The sequence below is a fragment of the Microbacterium sp. genome, from assembly GCF_011620665.1.
Lineage (GTDB): Bacteria > Actinomycetota > Actinomycetes > Actinomycetales > Microbacteriaceae > Microbacterium.
Window position 1 is genome coordinate 1 of sequence record NZ_WOYQ01000039.1, and the last position, 15,792, is coordinate 15,792.

The 15,792-nt window shown below is 69.4% G+C and carries 13 protein-coding genes; 10 read left to right on the plus strand and 3 right to left on the minus strand.

All coding sequences use genetic code 11. The features are described 5' to 3' along the window. From QZV81_RS05380 to QZV81_RS05410, 7 genes are all read left to right on the plus strand, one after another. Positions 1-621: aldo/keto reductase (locus tag QZV81_RS05380; protein WP_292833906.1), on the plus strand; the 621-nt coding region annotated here is incomplete at its 5' end. A gap of 27 nt (positions 622-648) precedes the next feature. After that, a complete protein-coding gene (locus QZV81_RS05385; protein WP_292833910.1) occupies positions 649-4,284 on the plus strand; it encodes a bifunctional proline dehydrogenase/L-glutamate gamma-semialdehyde dehydrogenase in 3,636 nt (1,211 codons plus the stop codon). Positions 4,285-4,410: 126 nt separating this feature from the next. Continuing rightward, positions 4,411-5,310, plus strand: coding sequence for a dimethylargininase (gene ddaH, locus QZV81_RS05390; protein WP_363331599.1), 900 nt, complete (start codon positions 4,411-4,413; stop codon positions 5,308-5,310). Continuing rightward, positions 5,307-6,524 carry an ornithine--oxo-acid transaminase gene (gene rocD / locus QZV81_RS05395; RefSeq protein WP_292833913.1) on the plus strand — a complete coding sequence of 406 codons (1,218 nt, stop codon included), beginning with the start codon at positions 5,307-5,309 and terminating at the stop codon, positions 6,522-6,524. The genes ddaH and rocD overlap by 4 nt, the downstream gene beginning before the upstream one ends. A 205-nt stretch (positions 6,525-6,729) precedes the next feature. After that, complete coding sequence (locus tag QZV81_RS05400; RefSeq protein WP_292833915.1) at positions 6,730-8,535, plus strand: circularly permuted type 2 ATP-grasp protein; 1,806 nt, start codon at positions 6,730-6,732, stop codon at positions 8,533-8,535. Next, positions 8,529-9,461 carry an alpha-E domain-containing protein gene (locus QZV81_RS05405; protein WP_292833918.1) on the plus strand — a complete coding sequence of 311 codons (933 nt, stop codon included), beginning with the start codon at positions 8,529-8,531 and terminating at the stop codon, positions 9,459-9,461. Before QZV81_RS05400 ends, QZV81_RS05405 begins: the two co-directional genes overlap by 7 nt. Beyond that, positions 9,458-10,303 carry a transglutaminase family protein gene (locus QZV81_RS05410; RefSeq protein WP_292833921.1) on the plus strand — a complete coding sequence of 282 codons (846 nt, stop codon included), beginning with the start codon at positions 9,458-9,460 and terminating at the stop codon, positions 10,301-10,303. Before QZV81_RS05405 ends, QZV81_RS05410 begins: the two co-directional genes overlap by 4 nt. 77 nt (positions 10,304-10,380) lie before the next feature. On the opposite strand, the gene QZV81_RS05415 is transcribed toward QZV81_RS05410, so the two are convergent. Next, on the minus strand, positions 10,381-11,298 hold the full coding sequence (locus QZV81_RS05415; protein ID WP_292833924.1) for a VOC family protein: 918 nt from the start codon (positions 11,296-11,298) through the stop codon (positions 10,381-10,383). 92 nt (positions 11,299-11,390) lie between these two features. Here QZV81_RS05415 and QZV81_RS05420 point away from each other — a divergent pair, with 92 nt between their 5' ends. Beyond that, positions 11,391-11,897, plus strand: coding sequence for a MarR family transcriptional regulator (locus tag QZV81_RS05420; protein ID WP_292833927.1), 507 nt, complete (start codon positions 11,391-11,393; stop codon positions 11,895-11,897). Positions 11,898-11,925: 28 nt separating this feature from the next. Here the strand turns inward: QZV81_RS05420 and QZV81_RS05425 are convergent, their stop codons facing one another. Both QZV81_RS05425 and QZV81_RS05430 read right to left on the minus strand, forming a co-directional pair. Then, complete coding sequence (locus QZV81_RS05425) at positions 11,926-13,248, minus strand: MFS transporter (RefSeq protein WP_292833942.1); 1,323 nt, start codon at positions 13,246-13,248, stop codon at positions 11,926-11,928. A 5-nt stretch (positions 13,249-13,253) separates the two neighbouring features. Next, positions 13,254-13,691, minus strand: a complete 438-nt coding sequence (locus QZV81_RS05430) for a MarR family transcriptional regulator (protein WP_292833930.1) — start codon at positions 13,689-13,691, stop codon at positions 13,254-13,256. Positions 13,692-13,752: 61 nt separating this feature from the next. Here QZV81_RS05430 and QZV81_RS05435 point away from each other — a divergent pair, with 61 nt between their 5' ends. Together QZV81_RS05435 and QZV81_RS05440 are read left to right on the plus strand one after the other, a co-directional pair. After that, positions 13,753-14,601 carry an alpha/beta fold hydrolase gene (locus QZV81_RS05435; protein ID WP_292833933.1) on the plus strand — a complete coding sequence of 283 codons (849 nt, stop codon included), beginning with the start codon at positions 13,753-13,755 and terminating at the stop codon, positions 14,599-14,601. 39 nt (positions 14,602-14,640) lie between these two features. Beyond that, entirely contained in the window at positions 14,641-15,690 is a 1,050-nt protein-coding gene (locus QZV81_RS05440) for a lipoate--protein ligase family protein (protein ID WP_292833936.1), read from the plus strand. Positions 15,691-15,792 lie beyond the last annotated feature (102 nt).

The following is a 15,792-nucleotide window of genomic DNA, read 5'->3' on the forward strand; positions in this document are numbered from 1 at the left end:
GAAGAGACGATGCAGGCCTTCGCCGACATCGTCCGCCAGGGCAAGGCGCTCTACATCGGCGTGAGCGAGTGGACCGCCGAGCAGTTGCGGGAAGGTGCGGCCCTCGCGAAGGAGCTGAAGTTCCAGCTCGTGTCGAACCAGCCGCAGTACTCCGCGCTCTGGCGGGTCATCGAGGGCAAGGTCGTGCCGACCTCTGAGGAGCTCGGAATTTCACAGATCGTCTGGTCGCCGATGGCGCAGGGCGTGCTCAGCGGCAAGTATCTCCCGGGCCAGTCGGCGCCGGAGGGCTCACGAGCGACCGACAGCAAGAGCGGCGCGAGGTTCATGTCGTCGTTCATGACGGAGGAGATCCTCACCGCCGTCCAGAACCTGAAGCCCGTCGCCGAGCAGGCCGGCCTCACGATGCCTCAGCTCGCGATCGCCTGGGTGCTGCAGAATCCGAACGTCGCCGCCGCGCTCGTCGGAGCTTCGCGTCCGGAGCAGCTCGAAGACTCGGTCAAGGCCTCGGGCGTCGTGCTGGATGCCGAAGTGCTCGCGGCGATCGACGCGGCGCTGGCACCGGTCGCCGTCACCGATCCCCAGCACACCTACACCGTGTCTCCGAGGGGTCGCCTGGTCTGAGCGGCGGCGGCGCGGGAGGAGGTCGGCATGTCCGGGCAGAACCCGTCGCCACTGGTCGAGCAGTCGATCGCACTGGCCGAGCGGTGGGTCCACGAGGCGGCCCAGGTCGACGCCGACCCGGCTGCGCAGCGCCTGGCCGGCGTGCTCAAGGACCCGCAGGGCCTCCCTTTCACGATCGGGTTCGTCGACGGGGTCATGCGACCGGAGTCGCACGCCGCCGCGGCCGCAAACCTGCAGCGGATCGCCCCGCTCGTGCCGGAGTTCCTGCCGTGGTATCTGCGCGGTGCCGTCCGCCTCGGCGGGGCCGTCGCGCCCGTGCTCCCGAACCCGGTCGTGCCGATCGCGCGGCGGGTGCTGCGCGAGATGGTCGGACACCTGGTGGTGGACGTGCGCCCGCACAAGCTCGGTCCTGCGATCGAGAAGCTCCGCGGCTCGGGCGCTCGGTTGAACCTCAACCTGCTCGGTGAAGCGGTTCTCGGTGAAGCCGAGGCGAAGCGCCGACTGGCCGGCATCCATGACCTCATCCGCCGGGACGACGTGGACTATGTGTCGGTGAAGGTCTCGGCGATCGCGAGCCGCATCTCGATGTGGGCTTTCGATGAGGTGGTCGACGCTGTCGCGGAGCGGCTGCTGCCGCTCTACCTCACGGCCGCCGCCGCGGGCTCGGAGACCACCTTCATCAACCTCGACATGGAGGAGTATCGCGACCTCGATCTCACGATCGCGGTGTTCACCCGCATCCTCGAAGACCCGCGGCTCCGCGGCCTCGAAGCAGGCATCGTGCTGCAGGCCTACCTGCCCGATGCGCTTCCGGCGCTCCAGCAGCTGACCGCGTGGGCGCGGCGGCGCGTCGCGGACGGAGGGGCGCGCATCAAGGTGCGACTCGTCAAGGGCGCGAACCTCGCAATGGAGCGGGTGGATGCCGTGATGCATGGCTGGGAGCTGGCCACCCACGCGTCCAAGCTCGACTCCGATGCGAGCTATCTGCGCTGTCTCGACGAGGCCCTCCGCCCCGAGCACACGGATGCCGTGCGCATCGGCGTGGCGGGGCACAATCTGTTCGACATCGCCTATGCCTGGCTGCTCGCCGGCGAGCGAGGCGTCGCCGAGGCGGTCGAGTTCGAGATGCTGCTCGGCATGGCCCAGGGCCAGGTCGCAGCCGTCACGGCCGAGGTCGGCCATGTCCTGCTGTATGTGCCGGTGGTCCGGCCCGACGAGTTCGACGTCGCGATCAGCTATCTCGTGCGCCGGCTCGAAGAGAACGCGTCGAGCGACAACTTCCTCTCTGCCGCGTTCGATCTCGAGGACGACCCGCGCCTGTTCGCGCGCGAGCGCGACAGGTTCATCGCGTCGGTGACACGCGCCGCCGATCGCGCCTTGCCGGTCGGCCCGAATCGCAGGCAGGATCGCGCGTCGCTCCCGAACGGCCCAGCACCCGCCGCGCGCCCTCTTCGGGCGGACGAGCCGGGGCCCGAGGGCCTGACGCAGGCGGTGCTGGGCATCGACCGGTCGGGCCAGGAATTCGTCGAGACCGCGGTGTTCGCGCCGCGTGAGTCGGCCCAGCCCGCGGCGGGCGCGCCCGGCTTCCGCAACGCGCCCGACACCGACCCCGCGCTGCCCGCCAACCGGGTCTGGGCGCGGCAGATCCTCGGACGCGCAGGCTCATCCGTCGCCGGTGACGCGACGATCGTGGCGGCCCGGCTCGAGGATCCCGAGGCCCTCGAGGAGTCGATCCAGCGCGTGCGTGCGGCGGCCGCGGCGTGGGGTGCCACTCCCGCAGCCGAGCGTGCGCTCGTCCTCCAGGGAGCCGCGCGCGCCCTGGAGCGGGGGCGCAGCACCCTGATCGAGGTCGCGGCATCCGAAACCGGGAAGGTGTTCGCCGAGGCCGACGTCGAGGTCAGTGAGGCGGTGGACTTCGCCTCGTACTACGCCGCGACGGCGCGCGAGCTCGACAGCGTGAGCGGCGCGGTGTTCGTTCCCGCGAGGCTCACCGTCATCGCACCGCCCTGGAACTTCCCGATCGCGATCCCCGCGGGCGGCGTGCTGGCGGCGCTCGCGGCGGGATCCGGTGTCGTGTTCAAGCCGGCTCCCCAGGCGCGCCGCTGCGCCGCCGTCGTCGCCGAAGCCCTGTGGGAGGCGATGGACGAGGCCGGCGTTTCGCGCGACGTGCTCGCCCTCGTCGACATCGACGAAGGCGACCTGGGTCGGCAGCTTCTTTCGCACCCCGATGTGGACCGCGTGATCCTCACGGGCTCGTGGGAGACGGCGGCGCTGTTCCGTTCGTGGCGACCCGAGCTGCCGCTGCTGGCCGAGACCAGCGGCAAGAACGCGATGATCGTCATGCCTTCCGCCGACCTCGATCTCGCGGTCGCCGACCTCGTGAAGAGCGCCTTCGGCCACGCGGGACAGAAGTGCTCGGCCGCCTCGATCGCGATCCTCGTGGGGCCGGTCGGGCGATCGCAGCGCTTCGCGCGGCAGTTGGTGGATGCCGTGGACTCGCTTCGCGTCGGCGCGCCCACCGAACCGCTGAGCGAGGTCGGTCCGCTCGTCGAAGCGCCGCAGGGCAAGCTCGCGTGGGCGCTGTCGACCCTGGAGGACGGCGAGCGGTGGCTCGTCGAGCCCCGCCTCGTCGATGACGGGGACACGTCACACGTGGGGCGGCTGTGGCGGCCGGGAATTCGAATCGGCGTGCAGCCGGGCTCACGCATGCACCTCGAGGAGTTCTTCGGCCCGGTGCTCGCGATCATGCACGCCACCTCGCTCACGCACGCGATCGAGGTGCAGAACGCGGTCGCGTTCGGGCTGACTGCGGGGCTCCACACGCAGAGCCCCGACGACCTCGCTCAGTGGATCGACGAGGTCCAGGCCGGAAATCTCTACGTCAACCGCGGGATCACCGGGGCGATCGTCCAGCGTCAGCCGTTCGGCGGGTGGAAGCGCTCCGCCGTGGGCGCCGGCGCGAAAGCCGGTGGACCCAACTACCTCGTCGGGCTCGGATCGTGGCGTCCGTCCGTCGGGGCGGCGCACTCCTCGACGCTGCACCTGCGCGGGCTCGACACGCGCATCGCGGCACTGATCGAATCGGCCCAGTCGAGTCTGGACTACGAGGCGTTCGAATGGCTGCGCCGCGGTGCTCTCTCGGACGCGCTCGCGTGGGATCGTGAGTTCGGCCAGGTGCGCGACGTGTCGCAACTGGAGGTCGAGCGCAACCTCTTCCGCTATCGACCGGTCGATGCCGGGATCCGCGCCGCCGGCGATGCCGCCTGGCACGAGGTGCTCCGCGTGGTCGTCGCCGGTGTTCGCGCCGGTTCGGCTCTGAGCCTCAGCACGCCGGCCGGCCTGCCCGCCGGTGTGCGCCGCGCGCTGAGCGAAATGGATCTGCCGGTGTCTGTCGAGACCGAGGGGGAGTGGATCGCCCGATGGCAGCCGGACGTCGCTGCGCGGCCGCCCCGCGTGCGGCTCGTCGGGACCCCGGCATCCGTCAACGACATGCGCCGTGCGCTCGCCGAGGCCACCGCCGGCGACCCGGACATCGCCGTCTACGACAATCCGGTGACGACCGCCGGACGCCTCGAGCTGCTGCCGTTCCTGCGCGAGCAGGCACTGGCGATCACGGCGCATCGCTTCGGCAACCCCGACCCGACCTTCGCAGACGTCATCTGAACGGATCTGTCACAATGGACACCGGCGTGCCCGCGCCGCCCCTTCCTTTCCGGTGATGCCCGGTGAGTCGAAGCGCCGACGGGCCTCTGGACAGCGTCCGCCGCCCTTCGACATGAGGAGCGAGTAATGTCCACCCTTCGACAAGCTCAGGGACCGAACCAGGGTGCTCAGGGACCGAACCAGGGGGCCGGCCGCATTCAGCAACCGCGTCGCTATCTCATGTGCCGGCCCGAGCACTTCACCGTCAGCTACCGGATCAACCCGTGGATGGAGCCGGCGAAGCCCACCGACACCGCCAAGGCCGTCGCGCAGTGGCAGACGCTGTACGACACCTACATCGCACTCGGTCACGAGGTCGAGCTGATCGACGCCGTTCCGGGCCTGCCCGACATGGTGTACACCGCGAACGGAGGGTTCACGATCGACGGGCGTGCGCTCGGTGTGCGCTTCCGCGTCGCGGAGCGCCGTGGCGAAGAGCGGCCGTTCATGGACTGGTTCGCGGCGCACGGGTTCGAGGTCATCGAGCCGGTCGAGGTGCAGGAGGGCGAGGGCGACTTCCTGCTGGTCGGAGGCACGATCCTCGCCGGAACCGGATTCCGCTCGGTCGGCGACAGCCACCGTGAGGTCGCCGAGGTCTTCGGCCGCGAGGTCGTCTCGCTGCGGCTGATAGATCCTCGCTTCTACCACCTCGACACCGCTGTCTCGGTGCTCGATCCGGTGGAAGGTCCCGGGGGCGTCGCGCGCGCGAACATCGCCTACCTGCCGGCCGCATTCGACGAAGAGTCCCGCCGCATCCTGGAGGAGCGCTTCCCCGATGCCATCACGGTCTCGGACGAGGACGGCGCCGTCTTCGGCCTGAACTCGGCCAGCGACGGCTTCAACGTCTTCATCTCGCCGCGCGCGACCGGGTTCGAGTCTCAGCTGCGCGAGCGCGGCTATAACCCGGTGCTCGTCGACCTTTCCGAACTGCTGCTCGGCGGCGGCGGAATCAAGTGCTGCACGCTCGAACTGCGAGGCCGGCGATGACGGTGCCCGACCCGGACGGGGTCGGTGAGATCATCGCATCGGAAGACGCGCACGTCGCCCACAACTACCACCCGCTGCCCGTGGTCATCGCCCGCGGCGAGGGCGCCTGGGTGACCGACGTGGAGGGAAAGCGCTACCTCGATCTCCTCTCGGCATATTCGGCCCTCAATTTCGGGCACCGGCATCCGGCCCTCGTCGCTGCTGCGACCGAGCAGCTGGGGCGCATCACTCTCACCAGCCGCGCGTTCCACAACGACATGCTCGGGCCGTTCGCCGAAGCACTCGCGGAACTGTGCGGGAAGGATCTCGTCCTCCCGATGAACACGGGTGCCGAAGCCGTCGAGACCGGCATCAAGGTGGCGCGTGCGTGGGCGTATCGCGTCAAGGGCGTGCCGGCGGATGCCGCGACCATCATCGTGGCGGACGGCAACTTCCACGGCCGGACGACGACGATCGTCAGCTTCAGCGACGACCCGGAGGCGCGTGGGGGCTTCGGCCCGTTCACCCCCGGATTCGTGTCCGTGCCCTTCGGTGATGCGGCGGCGGTCGAGGCGGCCGTCGATGCGCACACGGCCGCCGTGCTGGTCGAGCCCATTCAGGGCGAGGCCGGCGTCGTGATCCCGCCGGAGGGATACCTCCGCGCCTTGCGCGAGGTCTGCGACCGTCGCGGCGTCTTGATGATCGCCGATGAGATCCAGTCCGGTCTCGGCCGCGTCGGGACGACGTTCGCGTGCGACCGGGAAGGCGTCGTCCCCGACGTGTACCTGCTCGGCAAGGCGCTGGGCGGTGGCATCGTGCCGCTGTCGGCCGTCGTCGCGAACCGGGACGTGCTCGGCGTGATCGGACCCGGGGAACACGGATCCACGTTCGGGGGGAACCCGCTCGCGGCGGCCGTCGGGCGCCAAGTGGTCGAGATGCTCGCCTCCGGCGAGTTCCAGACCCGCGCCGCCGCGCTCGGCGAGCACCTCGCCGCGAAGCTCACGGAGCTCCTGGGGCATGGAGCGGTCGCCGTTCGCGCGGCGGGCCTGTGGGCCGGCGTCGACATCGACCCCGCCGTCGGCACCGGGCGCGAGGTCGCCGAGAAGCTGCTTGCGCGCGGCGTGCTCGTCAAGGACACCCACGGCCAGACCATCCGGATCGCCCCGCCGATCGTGGTCCGCGCGACCGAGCTCGACTGGGCGGTCGCGCAGCTGCGGCTGGTGCTCGCCCCCTGACCCGCCCCCCGCCCCCCGCGCGCGCTGCGCTCGCGCGCTGCGGCCTCGCGCCCGCCCGCGCGCCGAGCGCGCTGGTTCGCGCCGAGCGCGCCCGGGGCACCCGCGCCGTGTCCAGCGCACTCGGCAACAGGGGGCGCAGTCGCCGCGTGTGACGCGACGGCATCCGGACACACTGCCGAAACACACGCCCGACTAGGCTCATGCCATGGGTGACCTGTTCGACGGATACGGCTCCACGCTCGCGCCGCGCACGACTGCGTCCGGAGTCCCCGCGTTCGACGAGATGTTCGCCCCGCCTGCGAACACCGGGGCGAACGCCCCGTCGCGCGCGGCCTATCGTGAGCTCTACCAGGCGTTGGCGAAGATGACGCAGGATGAGCTGCGCGGTCGGACCGAGTCGCTCGCGAGCTCCTACCTCGCGCAGGGCGTGACGTTCGATTTCGCCGGCGAGGAGCGTCCCTTCCCGCTCGATGCCGTTCCGCGCGTGATCGAGTACGACGAGTGGTCCCACGTCGAAAAGGGCGTCCAACAGCGCGTCCGGGCTCTCGAAGCGTTTCTCGATGACGCCTACGGCCGTCAGCACTGTGTCCGCGACGGCGTGCTGCCTGCCGCTCTCATCGCCAGCTCGCAGTACTTCTACCGGCAGGCCGCCGGCATCCACTCAGCCAACGGCGTGCGGATTCAGGTCGCGGGCATCGACCTGATCCGCGACGAGCACGGCGAAATGCGCGTGCTGGAGGACAACGTGCGTGTGCCCTCCGGCGTGAGCTACGTCATCTCCAACCGCCGCGTGATGGCGCAGACGCTCCCCGAGCTGTTCGTCTCGATGCATGTGCGTCCGGTCGGCGACTACCCCAACAAGCTGCTGCAGGCACTGCGTGCGTCGGCTCCCCCAGGGGTGAATGACCCCAATGTGGTCGTGCTCACGCCCGGAGTCTACAACTCGGCCTATTTCGAGCACACGCTGCTCGCGCGCCTCATGGGCGTCGAGCTCGTCGAGGGCCGCGATCTGCAGTGCATGGGCGGCAAGGTCTTCATGCGCACGACCCGCGGGCTCAAGCGTGTCGATGTGATCTACCGTCGGGTCGACGATGACTTCCTCGACCCGCTGCAGTTCCGCGCCGACTCGATGCTCGGCGCCCCCGGTCTTCTGCTGGCCGCGCGCCTCGGCAACGTGACGATCGCCAACGCGGTCGGCAACGGCGTCGCCGACGACAAGCTCCTCTATACCTATGTGCCCGATCTCATCCGCTATTACCTGGCGGAAGAGCCGATCCTGAAGAACGTCGACACGTGGCGCCTCGAGGATCCGGGCGCGCTGGAAGAAGTGCTCGATCGGCTCGCCGAGCTTGTGGTCAAGCCCGTCGACGGTTCCGGCGGCAAGGGTCTGGTCGTGGGTCCGGATGCGTCGCCCGCCGAGCTGGAGAAGCTCCGCAAGAAGCTGCGGAAGGACCCGCGCGGATGGATCGCGCAACCCGTCGTGATGCTCTCGACCATCCCGACCCTCGTCGAAGACGGGATGCGGCCGCGCCACGCCGACCTCCGCCCCTTCGCCGTCAACAACGGCGACGAGGTCTGGGTGCTCCCCGGTGGACTCACACGCGTCGCGCTGCCGGAGGGTCAGCTCGTCGTCAACTCATCACAGGGGGGCGGGTCGAAAGACACCTGGATCGTCGGTGGCGCGGCCCCCAGCCATGTCGAGTACGGCCAGGGGTCGGGCATCGCCGGACTCGTGGCCGATCAGGCGGCGGTCACGGAGGCGATCTCGGTCATCTACGATCCGCAGGCGGCCCTGGACCACTCGCCGCACGACGCCCCGCCCGGCATCCATCAACAGCAGGAGCAGCAGCAGCAATCCGCCGCAGTCCCCGCCGCCCCGCCCGCGAGACACGTTCTGCGCGCCGAGACCCCGGTCCGCAACGCGTGTCTCGGGGCACAGGCGGTGTCTCGCGGGCAGGCCGGGCAGGCCGGGCAGGCCGGGCAGGGCGGGGAGGGGGAGGGGGGATGCTGAGCCGCATCGCCGAGTCGCTGTTCTGGATCGGCCGGTACATCGAGCGCAGTGATGGGACCGCACGGATCCTGGACGTGCACCTGCAGCTTCTGCTCGAGGACCCCTGGGTCGACGAGGACATCGCCTGCCGGTCGCTCATGGGCGTCATGGGGACCTTTCCCGACGAGGACAGTGGCCCGGTCAGCCGCGTCGACGTGCTCAACCGGCTCGCCGTGGATCGCGCGAACCCGTCGAGCATCGCCTACGCGCTCCACGCCGCCCGCGAGAACGCCCGTCGCGCTCGCGAGATCGTCTCGACCGAGCTGTGGGAGACACTCAACACAACCCACTCGCGCATGCCCCGCCGCATCAACAACGAGAAGACCCACGAGTTCTTCCAGTGGGTGCGCGAGCGCGCGGCCCTCGCAGTCGGCATCACCGAATCGTCCACGAGCCGCGATGAGGCCTGGCAGTTCCTGACGCTCGGGCGTTCGATCGAGCGCACCGACATGACGGCCCGGCTCTTGGCCACTCGGTCGCTGACCGAGGCATCCGGACCGTCGTGGACGACCATCCTCCGATCGTGCGGCGCCTACGAGGCCTACCTGCGCACCTACCAGGGGATGCCGAGCGCCAGCAACGCGGCCGAGTTCCTGCTGCTGGACCGACTGTTCCCCCGTTCGATCATCCACTCGATCCAGCGGGCCGAGGATTGCATGAGCGCGATCGACCCGGTCGCCGACCGTGTCGGCCACTCCAACACGGTGCTACGCGCGCTCGGCCGCATCCGCAATGACCTGGAGTACCGCCCCATCGGCGAGATCCTGTCGGAACTGCCGGAGTACATGGAGCGGGTGCAGAAAGTCACGCGAGAGGCGTCCGAGGCCATTCGCGACCGGTTCTTCCCGACGCGCGCCGAACCGAGCTGGATCGGAGAGTCGTCATGATGCGCTTGCGGATCGAACACGCGACCGGGTTCACCTACCAGGGTGAGGTCGGCGCTTCGTACAACGAGGCCCGGATGCTTCCGAGCTCCACCAACAGCCAGTTCGTGCTGAGTTCGCAGCTCGACATCGAGCCCTCGACCAGCGTGAACCAGTACGTCGACTACTTCGGCACGCGCGTCGCGTCGTTCGACGTGCTCGCGGCGCATTCGGCGCTCAGCATCACGGCGCGATCGCTCGTCGAGGTGCGGCCGCGGCCGCTGGAGTTCCCCGAGATCACGTGGGATGCCTTGGGGCGTGAGGCGCAGCGCTCGATCTCCACGGTGGAGATGCTGGGCCGATCGCCGCGCACGGACGCCCACCCCGAGGTGGCCGAGATCGCTCGGTCGATCGCCGCGCATCATGACCATCCCGGTCGGGCGGCGCACGCGATCGCCGAGGCCATGGGCGACGCCGTGGAGTATATGCACGGGATCACCGGAGTCCACTCGACGGCGGCCGAAGCGTGGGTCGAGCGCAAGGGCGTCTGCCAGGACATCGCGCACATCACGCTGGGGGCGTTGCGCGAAGTGGGCATTCCCGCGCGCTACGCGTCGGGATACCTGCATCCCCACGCGAACGCCGAAGTCGGCGTCGCACACGAGGGTGAGTCGCATGCATGGGTCGAATGGTTCGCCGGCGACTGGCAGGGCTTCGATCCGACGAACAATGCCGAGATCGGTGACCGGCATGTGCTGGTGGGGCGCGGACGGGACTACAACGACGTGCCGCCGCTGCGCGGTGTGTACGCGGGCCCGTTCAAGAGCCACCTGAACGTCGCCGTGACGGTGACGCGCGAGGCCTGATTCCGGATTGAGCGCCGCGCCGCGGGGGGCGGTGGATGCCGGCGCGGCGGACGCGGTGCGGGTCAACGCGGTGCGGGTCAACGCGCGAGGAGTTCCTCTGTCGTCGTGCCCGGCAGGGAGAGCGTCACCTCTGTGCCCCAGGGATCGTGGGCGACGAGCGAGGTGCCGTTGTCGGCGAATGTCAGGCTCCGCCCGCGCAGCCGCGCGGCGGCGGCATCGAGGTCGGCGCGTGCCGGCACGGTGACGGCCACTTCGCCGAGGCCCAGGCGCGCCGCCCGGGGGCCCGCGCCCCGGCTGTTCCACACGTTCATGCCGAGGTGGTGGTGATAGCCGCCGGCCGAGGCGAACAGGGCCGTCGGGATCGACGTGATGGTCGTCTCGAAACCCAGCGCGTCGACGTAGAAGGCGCGAGCGGTCGCGATGTCGCCGACCTGCAGATGCACGTGACCGACGCGCCCGGCGAGCTCGGGTCCGGCATCCAGTGCGTCCTGAGTGAGGTGGGTGCGCAGGTACTCGTTCGGGTCGAGGTAGAGAGTGTCCATGCTGATCTCGCCGTTGATGTGCTGCCACGTGTCGCGAGCTCGATCGGCATAGAGCTCGATCCCGTTGCCCTCGGGGTCGGTGAAGTAGAACGCCTCGCTGACCAGGTGGTCGCTCGAGCCCGTGAAGCGGGTGCGCGCGTCGCGAGCGGCGCGGTACACGGTTGCCGCGAGGCTCGGCTGGCTGTCGAACAGGAACGCCGTGTGGAAGAGCCCGGCTTCGCGCGGGTCGAACGCGGGAAGATCCGGGGTGTGGATCAGGCGCATCATGGGCGCGTCGCCGCGCCCCAGCACGCGGTGCACCTCGCGGCCGCGAGCCCGCTCCTGAATGGGGTTCAGCGCGAACGCGTCGCCGTAGTAGCCGCTCATCAGGTCAAGATCCCCGACGCGGAGGGTGACGGCATCCATCTGCGTGTCGGGACTGATGACGCGGTCGGCGTCGTGGACGGAAGTCATGGCTGCTCCGAGGTGGGTGGATGAGTTGTAGCTACAACAAACAGCCTACACGTTTTGGTTGTAGGTGCAACTTTAAGACTAGAATCGGCGCTATGAGCGAGCTCACCGATCCGGAACGTATCGCGGTCGCTCGCGTGCACGCCCTGCTGGAGCTGCTTCCGACGGCGCTCGACAAAGAGCTCGCGCCTGTCGGACTGACCCTGTTCGAATACACGCTGCTCGAGGCGCTGAGCGAAGCCGACCTGCGTCGTCTGCGGCTGTCGGCGCTCGCCGCGCGCACGAATGCGACGCTTCCCCGCTTGTCCCGCGTGGTGAATGCCCTCGAGCGTAAAGGCTATGTCCTCCGCGCGGCCTGCGAAGCCGATGGCCGTGCGACCAACGCCGTGCTGACCGAGCCCGGTGTCGAGGTCTACCTGCGGGCGCGGCCGCTCTTCGTCCGCGCCGTTCGCGAACTCGTGCTCGACGGCGTCGCCGATGAGGGCGGTCCCGAGGCGCTTTCGCGCCTGGCGTTCGGCGTGCTCTGCAGGCTCGATCCGGGCCGGAGGCTCGCGGTCCTGGCCGACGCATCGACGAGCGTCGGCGACCCCGGCGGTCGCTGACGTCGCCGGCTGAAGGGGGATGCCGGAGTCAGCTGCGCGCGGTGTCGGGGAGGCGAATCGGGGTCGTTCCCGCCACTTCGTCGCTGAACTCCTCGGGTGCGACGACCTCGATCGGCCGGGTCTCGCCGAGAGACAGGCCGAAGCGCCGGGTCTCGTGCCGATGCAGCCGACCCGAGACCACCAGCCAGACGAAGCCGATGGTGAACGCGACCGCTGCCGCCAGAGCGCCCAGCATGATGGCTGCGCGCGGGCCGAACTCGCCCGCGACCCAGCCCACGATCGGCGCTCCGATCGGGGTTCCGCCCATGAGGATCGCCATGTACAGCGCCATCACCCGCCCGCGCAACGCGGGATCGGTCGTCGTCTGGACGTAGCCGTTGGCGGTGGTCAGGGTTGTCACGACCGCGAAACCGGTGAACATGAGCGAAATGGCATATAGCCAGTAGTTCGGCATGAACGCGGAGACGACACCGGCGACGGCGAAGAGCCCTGTTCCCAGGATCACGAGTCTCATGCGGGCCCGGTCCCGCTGTGCCGCGAGCAGCGCCCCGACGAGCGACCCGATCGCGAGGATCGAGCTCAGGAGGCCGTAGCCGTCGGCACCCTGGCCGAACTCGAGGGCCATCGTCGAGGCGAGGATCGGGAAGTTCATGCCGAAGGCGCCGAGCAGGAAGACCATCGCGAAGGTGACCACGAGGTCGGGCCGCCCCGCGACATAGCGGAATCCGTCGGCCAGGCGGGAGGCACCCGTCGCCTTGACGCGCGGCACCAGCTCATCGGCGCGGATCAGCGTCAGCATGACGATCATCGCGAGGAAGGCGACCGCGTTGATCAGGAACACCCAGCCCGTCCCGATGGCCACGATGACGATCCCGGCGACGGCGGGACCGATCATCCGCGCGCCATTGAACGATGCGGCGTTCAGCGCCACGGCGTTCGACGCGTTCTCCCGGTCGACGAGGTCCGAGACGAACGCCTGCCGCGCCGGGTTGTCGAAGGCCGCGATCAGGCCCAGCCCGACGGCGAAGATGAACATCAGGGGCAGGGTCATGACACCGGTGAGGATCAGGATGCCGATCGTCACGCCGAGGGTGAGGAGAGATGCCTGCGTGAGCATGAGCAGCCGGCGCCGATCGAACCGGTCGGCGACCCACCCGGTGACGCCGACGAGAAGCAGGGGCGGAGCGAACTGCAGGGCCATTGTGATGCCCATTGCGCCGGCGTCATTGTCGGTCAGCTGGGTGAGCACGACCCAGCTGAGCGCGGTCGCCTGCATCCAGGTTCCGATGTTCGAGACGAGCGCGCCGATGAACCAGACGCGGTAGTTGAAGATCGAGAAGGAGCGGAACATCGCCGTCACAGCGCGGCCAGCTCGCGCATGAGACCGGCGGCATCGTGCAGGGTGCCGCGCTGCGCCGGGGTGAGTCCCTCCAGCACCGCCTGGAGCCATGAGTCGCGCCGCCGCACGGTCTCGTCGACGACGGCGAGTCCGTCGGCGGTCAGCGCGATGTTCACTTTTCGGCGGTCGACGTCGTCGGGGGTGCGCGTGAGGTACCCCGACTCTTCGAGGCAGTTCACGGTGCGGTTCATTGATGGAGCGGTGACGCGCTCGCGATCCGCGAGCTCGCCGAGCGTATGGCCGCCGTGCGCCTTGAGGGCGGCGAGGACGGCGAACTGGCCGTCGCTCATCGAATCGACGGCGTGCTCTGCGCGGAGGCGTCGGGCGAGGCGAAAGGTCGCCATGCGCAGCTCGGATGCTTCGGCGGCGAGATCGGGTTCTGTGGGATGAGTCATGAGTGTATTTAGTCTAGCTCATTAGTTTTGCTAAGCATCCGCGTGCTCTACACTCGCGGTCATGCCCGAGTTCATCGACGCGCACGGCGTCGCGATCGTCTATGACGTCCATCGCGCGGCCGCGCCGCGTGCGGTCATCCAGCTTCTGCACGGGGTGGGGGAGCACGCGGGTCGATACGGAGCCCTGATCGAGCGACTCACGGCCGACGGCTACAGCGTCTACGCCGACGACCATCGGGGGCACGGCCGAACCGGCATGAGGCAGCACGGCGGCGACTCCGACAAGCTCGGGCTCCTGGGTCCCGGCGGGCATCGTGCCGCGGTGGCGGCGGTCTGGCAGTTCACGCAGCTCATTCGCGCCGAGAATCCCCGCCTGCCGCTGATCATCCTCGGGCACTCCTGGGGCTCGTTCCTCGCCCAGATCCTCGTCAACGATCATCCGGAAGCGTACGACGCCCTCGTCCTCAGCGGCTCGTCGCTGCGCTGGCCCGGATCGCTCAATGCCGGCGACCTCAACGCGCCCTGGAAGGCGCCGGATGCCCTCGGCACCGAGTGGCTCTCGTCGGACCCTGACGTGCAGCGAGCGTTCCTCGATGATCCGCTCACCACCTCGACACCCCTGCCTCAGCTCTTCGGTCCGATCGACGTCCTTCGCCTGCTCGGCAAGCCGCGCAGGAACCTCGGCGTCGACCTGCCGGTCCTGCTCATGGTCGGCCGGGACGACACGGTGGGCGGACCGCGCAGCGTCCACCGACTCGCAGACGCGTACCGCACCCGCTCGGGATTGCGAGATGTGACGACGCTGGTCTACCCCGGTGCTCGGCACGAGATTTTCAACGAGACGATGGCCGAGGAAGTCTTTGCCGACCTCCTCGCGTGGCTCGGCACGCGGTTCCCCGCTCCAGCCTGAGCCGTGCCCGAGGCGCGTCGGCGCGCCTAGGCTGGACGCATGCATGGCGAATTCAAGGTTCCGGGCGGCAAGCTCGTCGTCGTCGATCTCGAGGTGCGAAACGGCCTGATCTCCGACTTCCACCTCGCGGGCGACTTCTTCCTCGAGCCGGACGACGCGCTTGTCGACATCGATGCCGCCGTGAACGGGCTGCCCGTCGAGACGGATGCCGTGGCGATCGCCGCCGCGGTTCGCGGCGCGCTGCCGGACGGGGCGCAGCTGCTCGGGTTCACGCCGGAATCCGTCGGGACAGCCGTGCGCCGTGCGCTCGTCACAGCGCCCGGCTGGAGCGACTTCGAGTGGGAGATCCTGCATGAGCGCGCGGTTTCGCCCCGGATGAACCTGGCGTTGGATGAGGTGCTGACAACCCGCGTCGGAGATGGGCGCCGTAAGCCCACCCTGCGGATCTGGGAGTGGGACGAATCCGCCGTGGTGATCGGTTCGTTCCAGTCCTTCCGCAATGAAGTCGACCCCGCGGGAGCGGCGCGTCACGGATTCGACGTCGTCCGCCGCATATCCGGCGGCGGGGCCATGCTCATGGCCGCCGGTTCGATCGTGACCTACTCGCTGTATGTGCCGGCATCCCTCGTGGCGGGCATGACTTTCGCCGATTCATACGCGTTCCTCGACGAGTGGGTGCTGCAGGCGCTGCGCTCGCTCGGAATCGCCGCCGTCTACCAGCCGCTCAATGACATCGCTTCACCCTCTGGCAAGATCGGCGGCGCGGCGCAGAAGCGGCTCGCCAACGGCGGAGTGCTCCACCACGCAACCCTGTCGTACGACATGGACGGCCAGGTGATGACCGAGGTGTTGCGGATCGGCCGCGAGAAGCTGTCGGACAAGGGCACGACCTCGGCCGCGAAGCGTGTCGACCCGTTGCGGTCGCAGACCGGGCTGTCGCGCGAGGCGATCATCTCCCGTTTCACCGACACCTTCACAGGGCTGTACGGAGCGGAACGCGGCCAGATCACGGCCGACGAATATGCCGAGGCTGAGGCCCTCGTCGACGCGAAATTCGCCACCGACGCGTGGTTGCACCGCGTCCCGTGACCGTCGGCCCCGCCCCTGCCGCTGACTCCGCCGCTGCCGCTCCTCCCGCCGCGCTGGTCCCCATTCCAGCAGAGCTTGTCCCACCTTCTGCTGTGGTTGCGC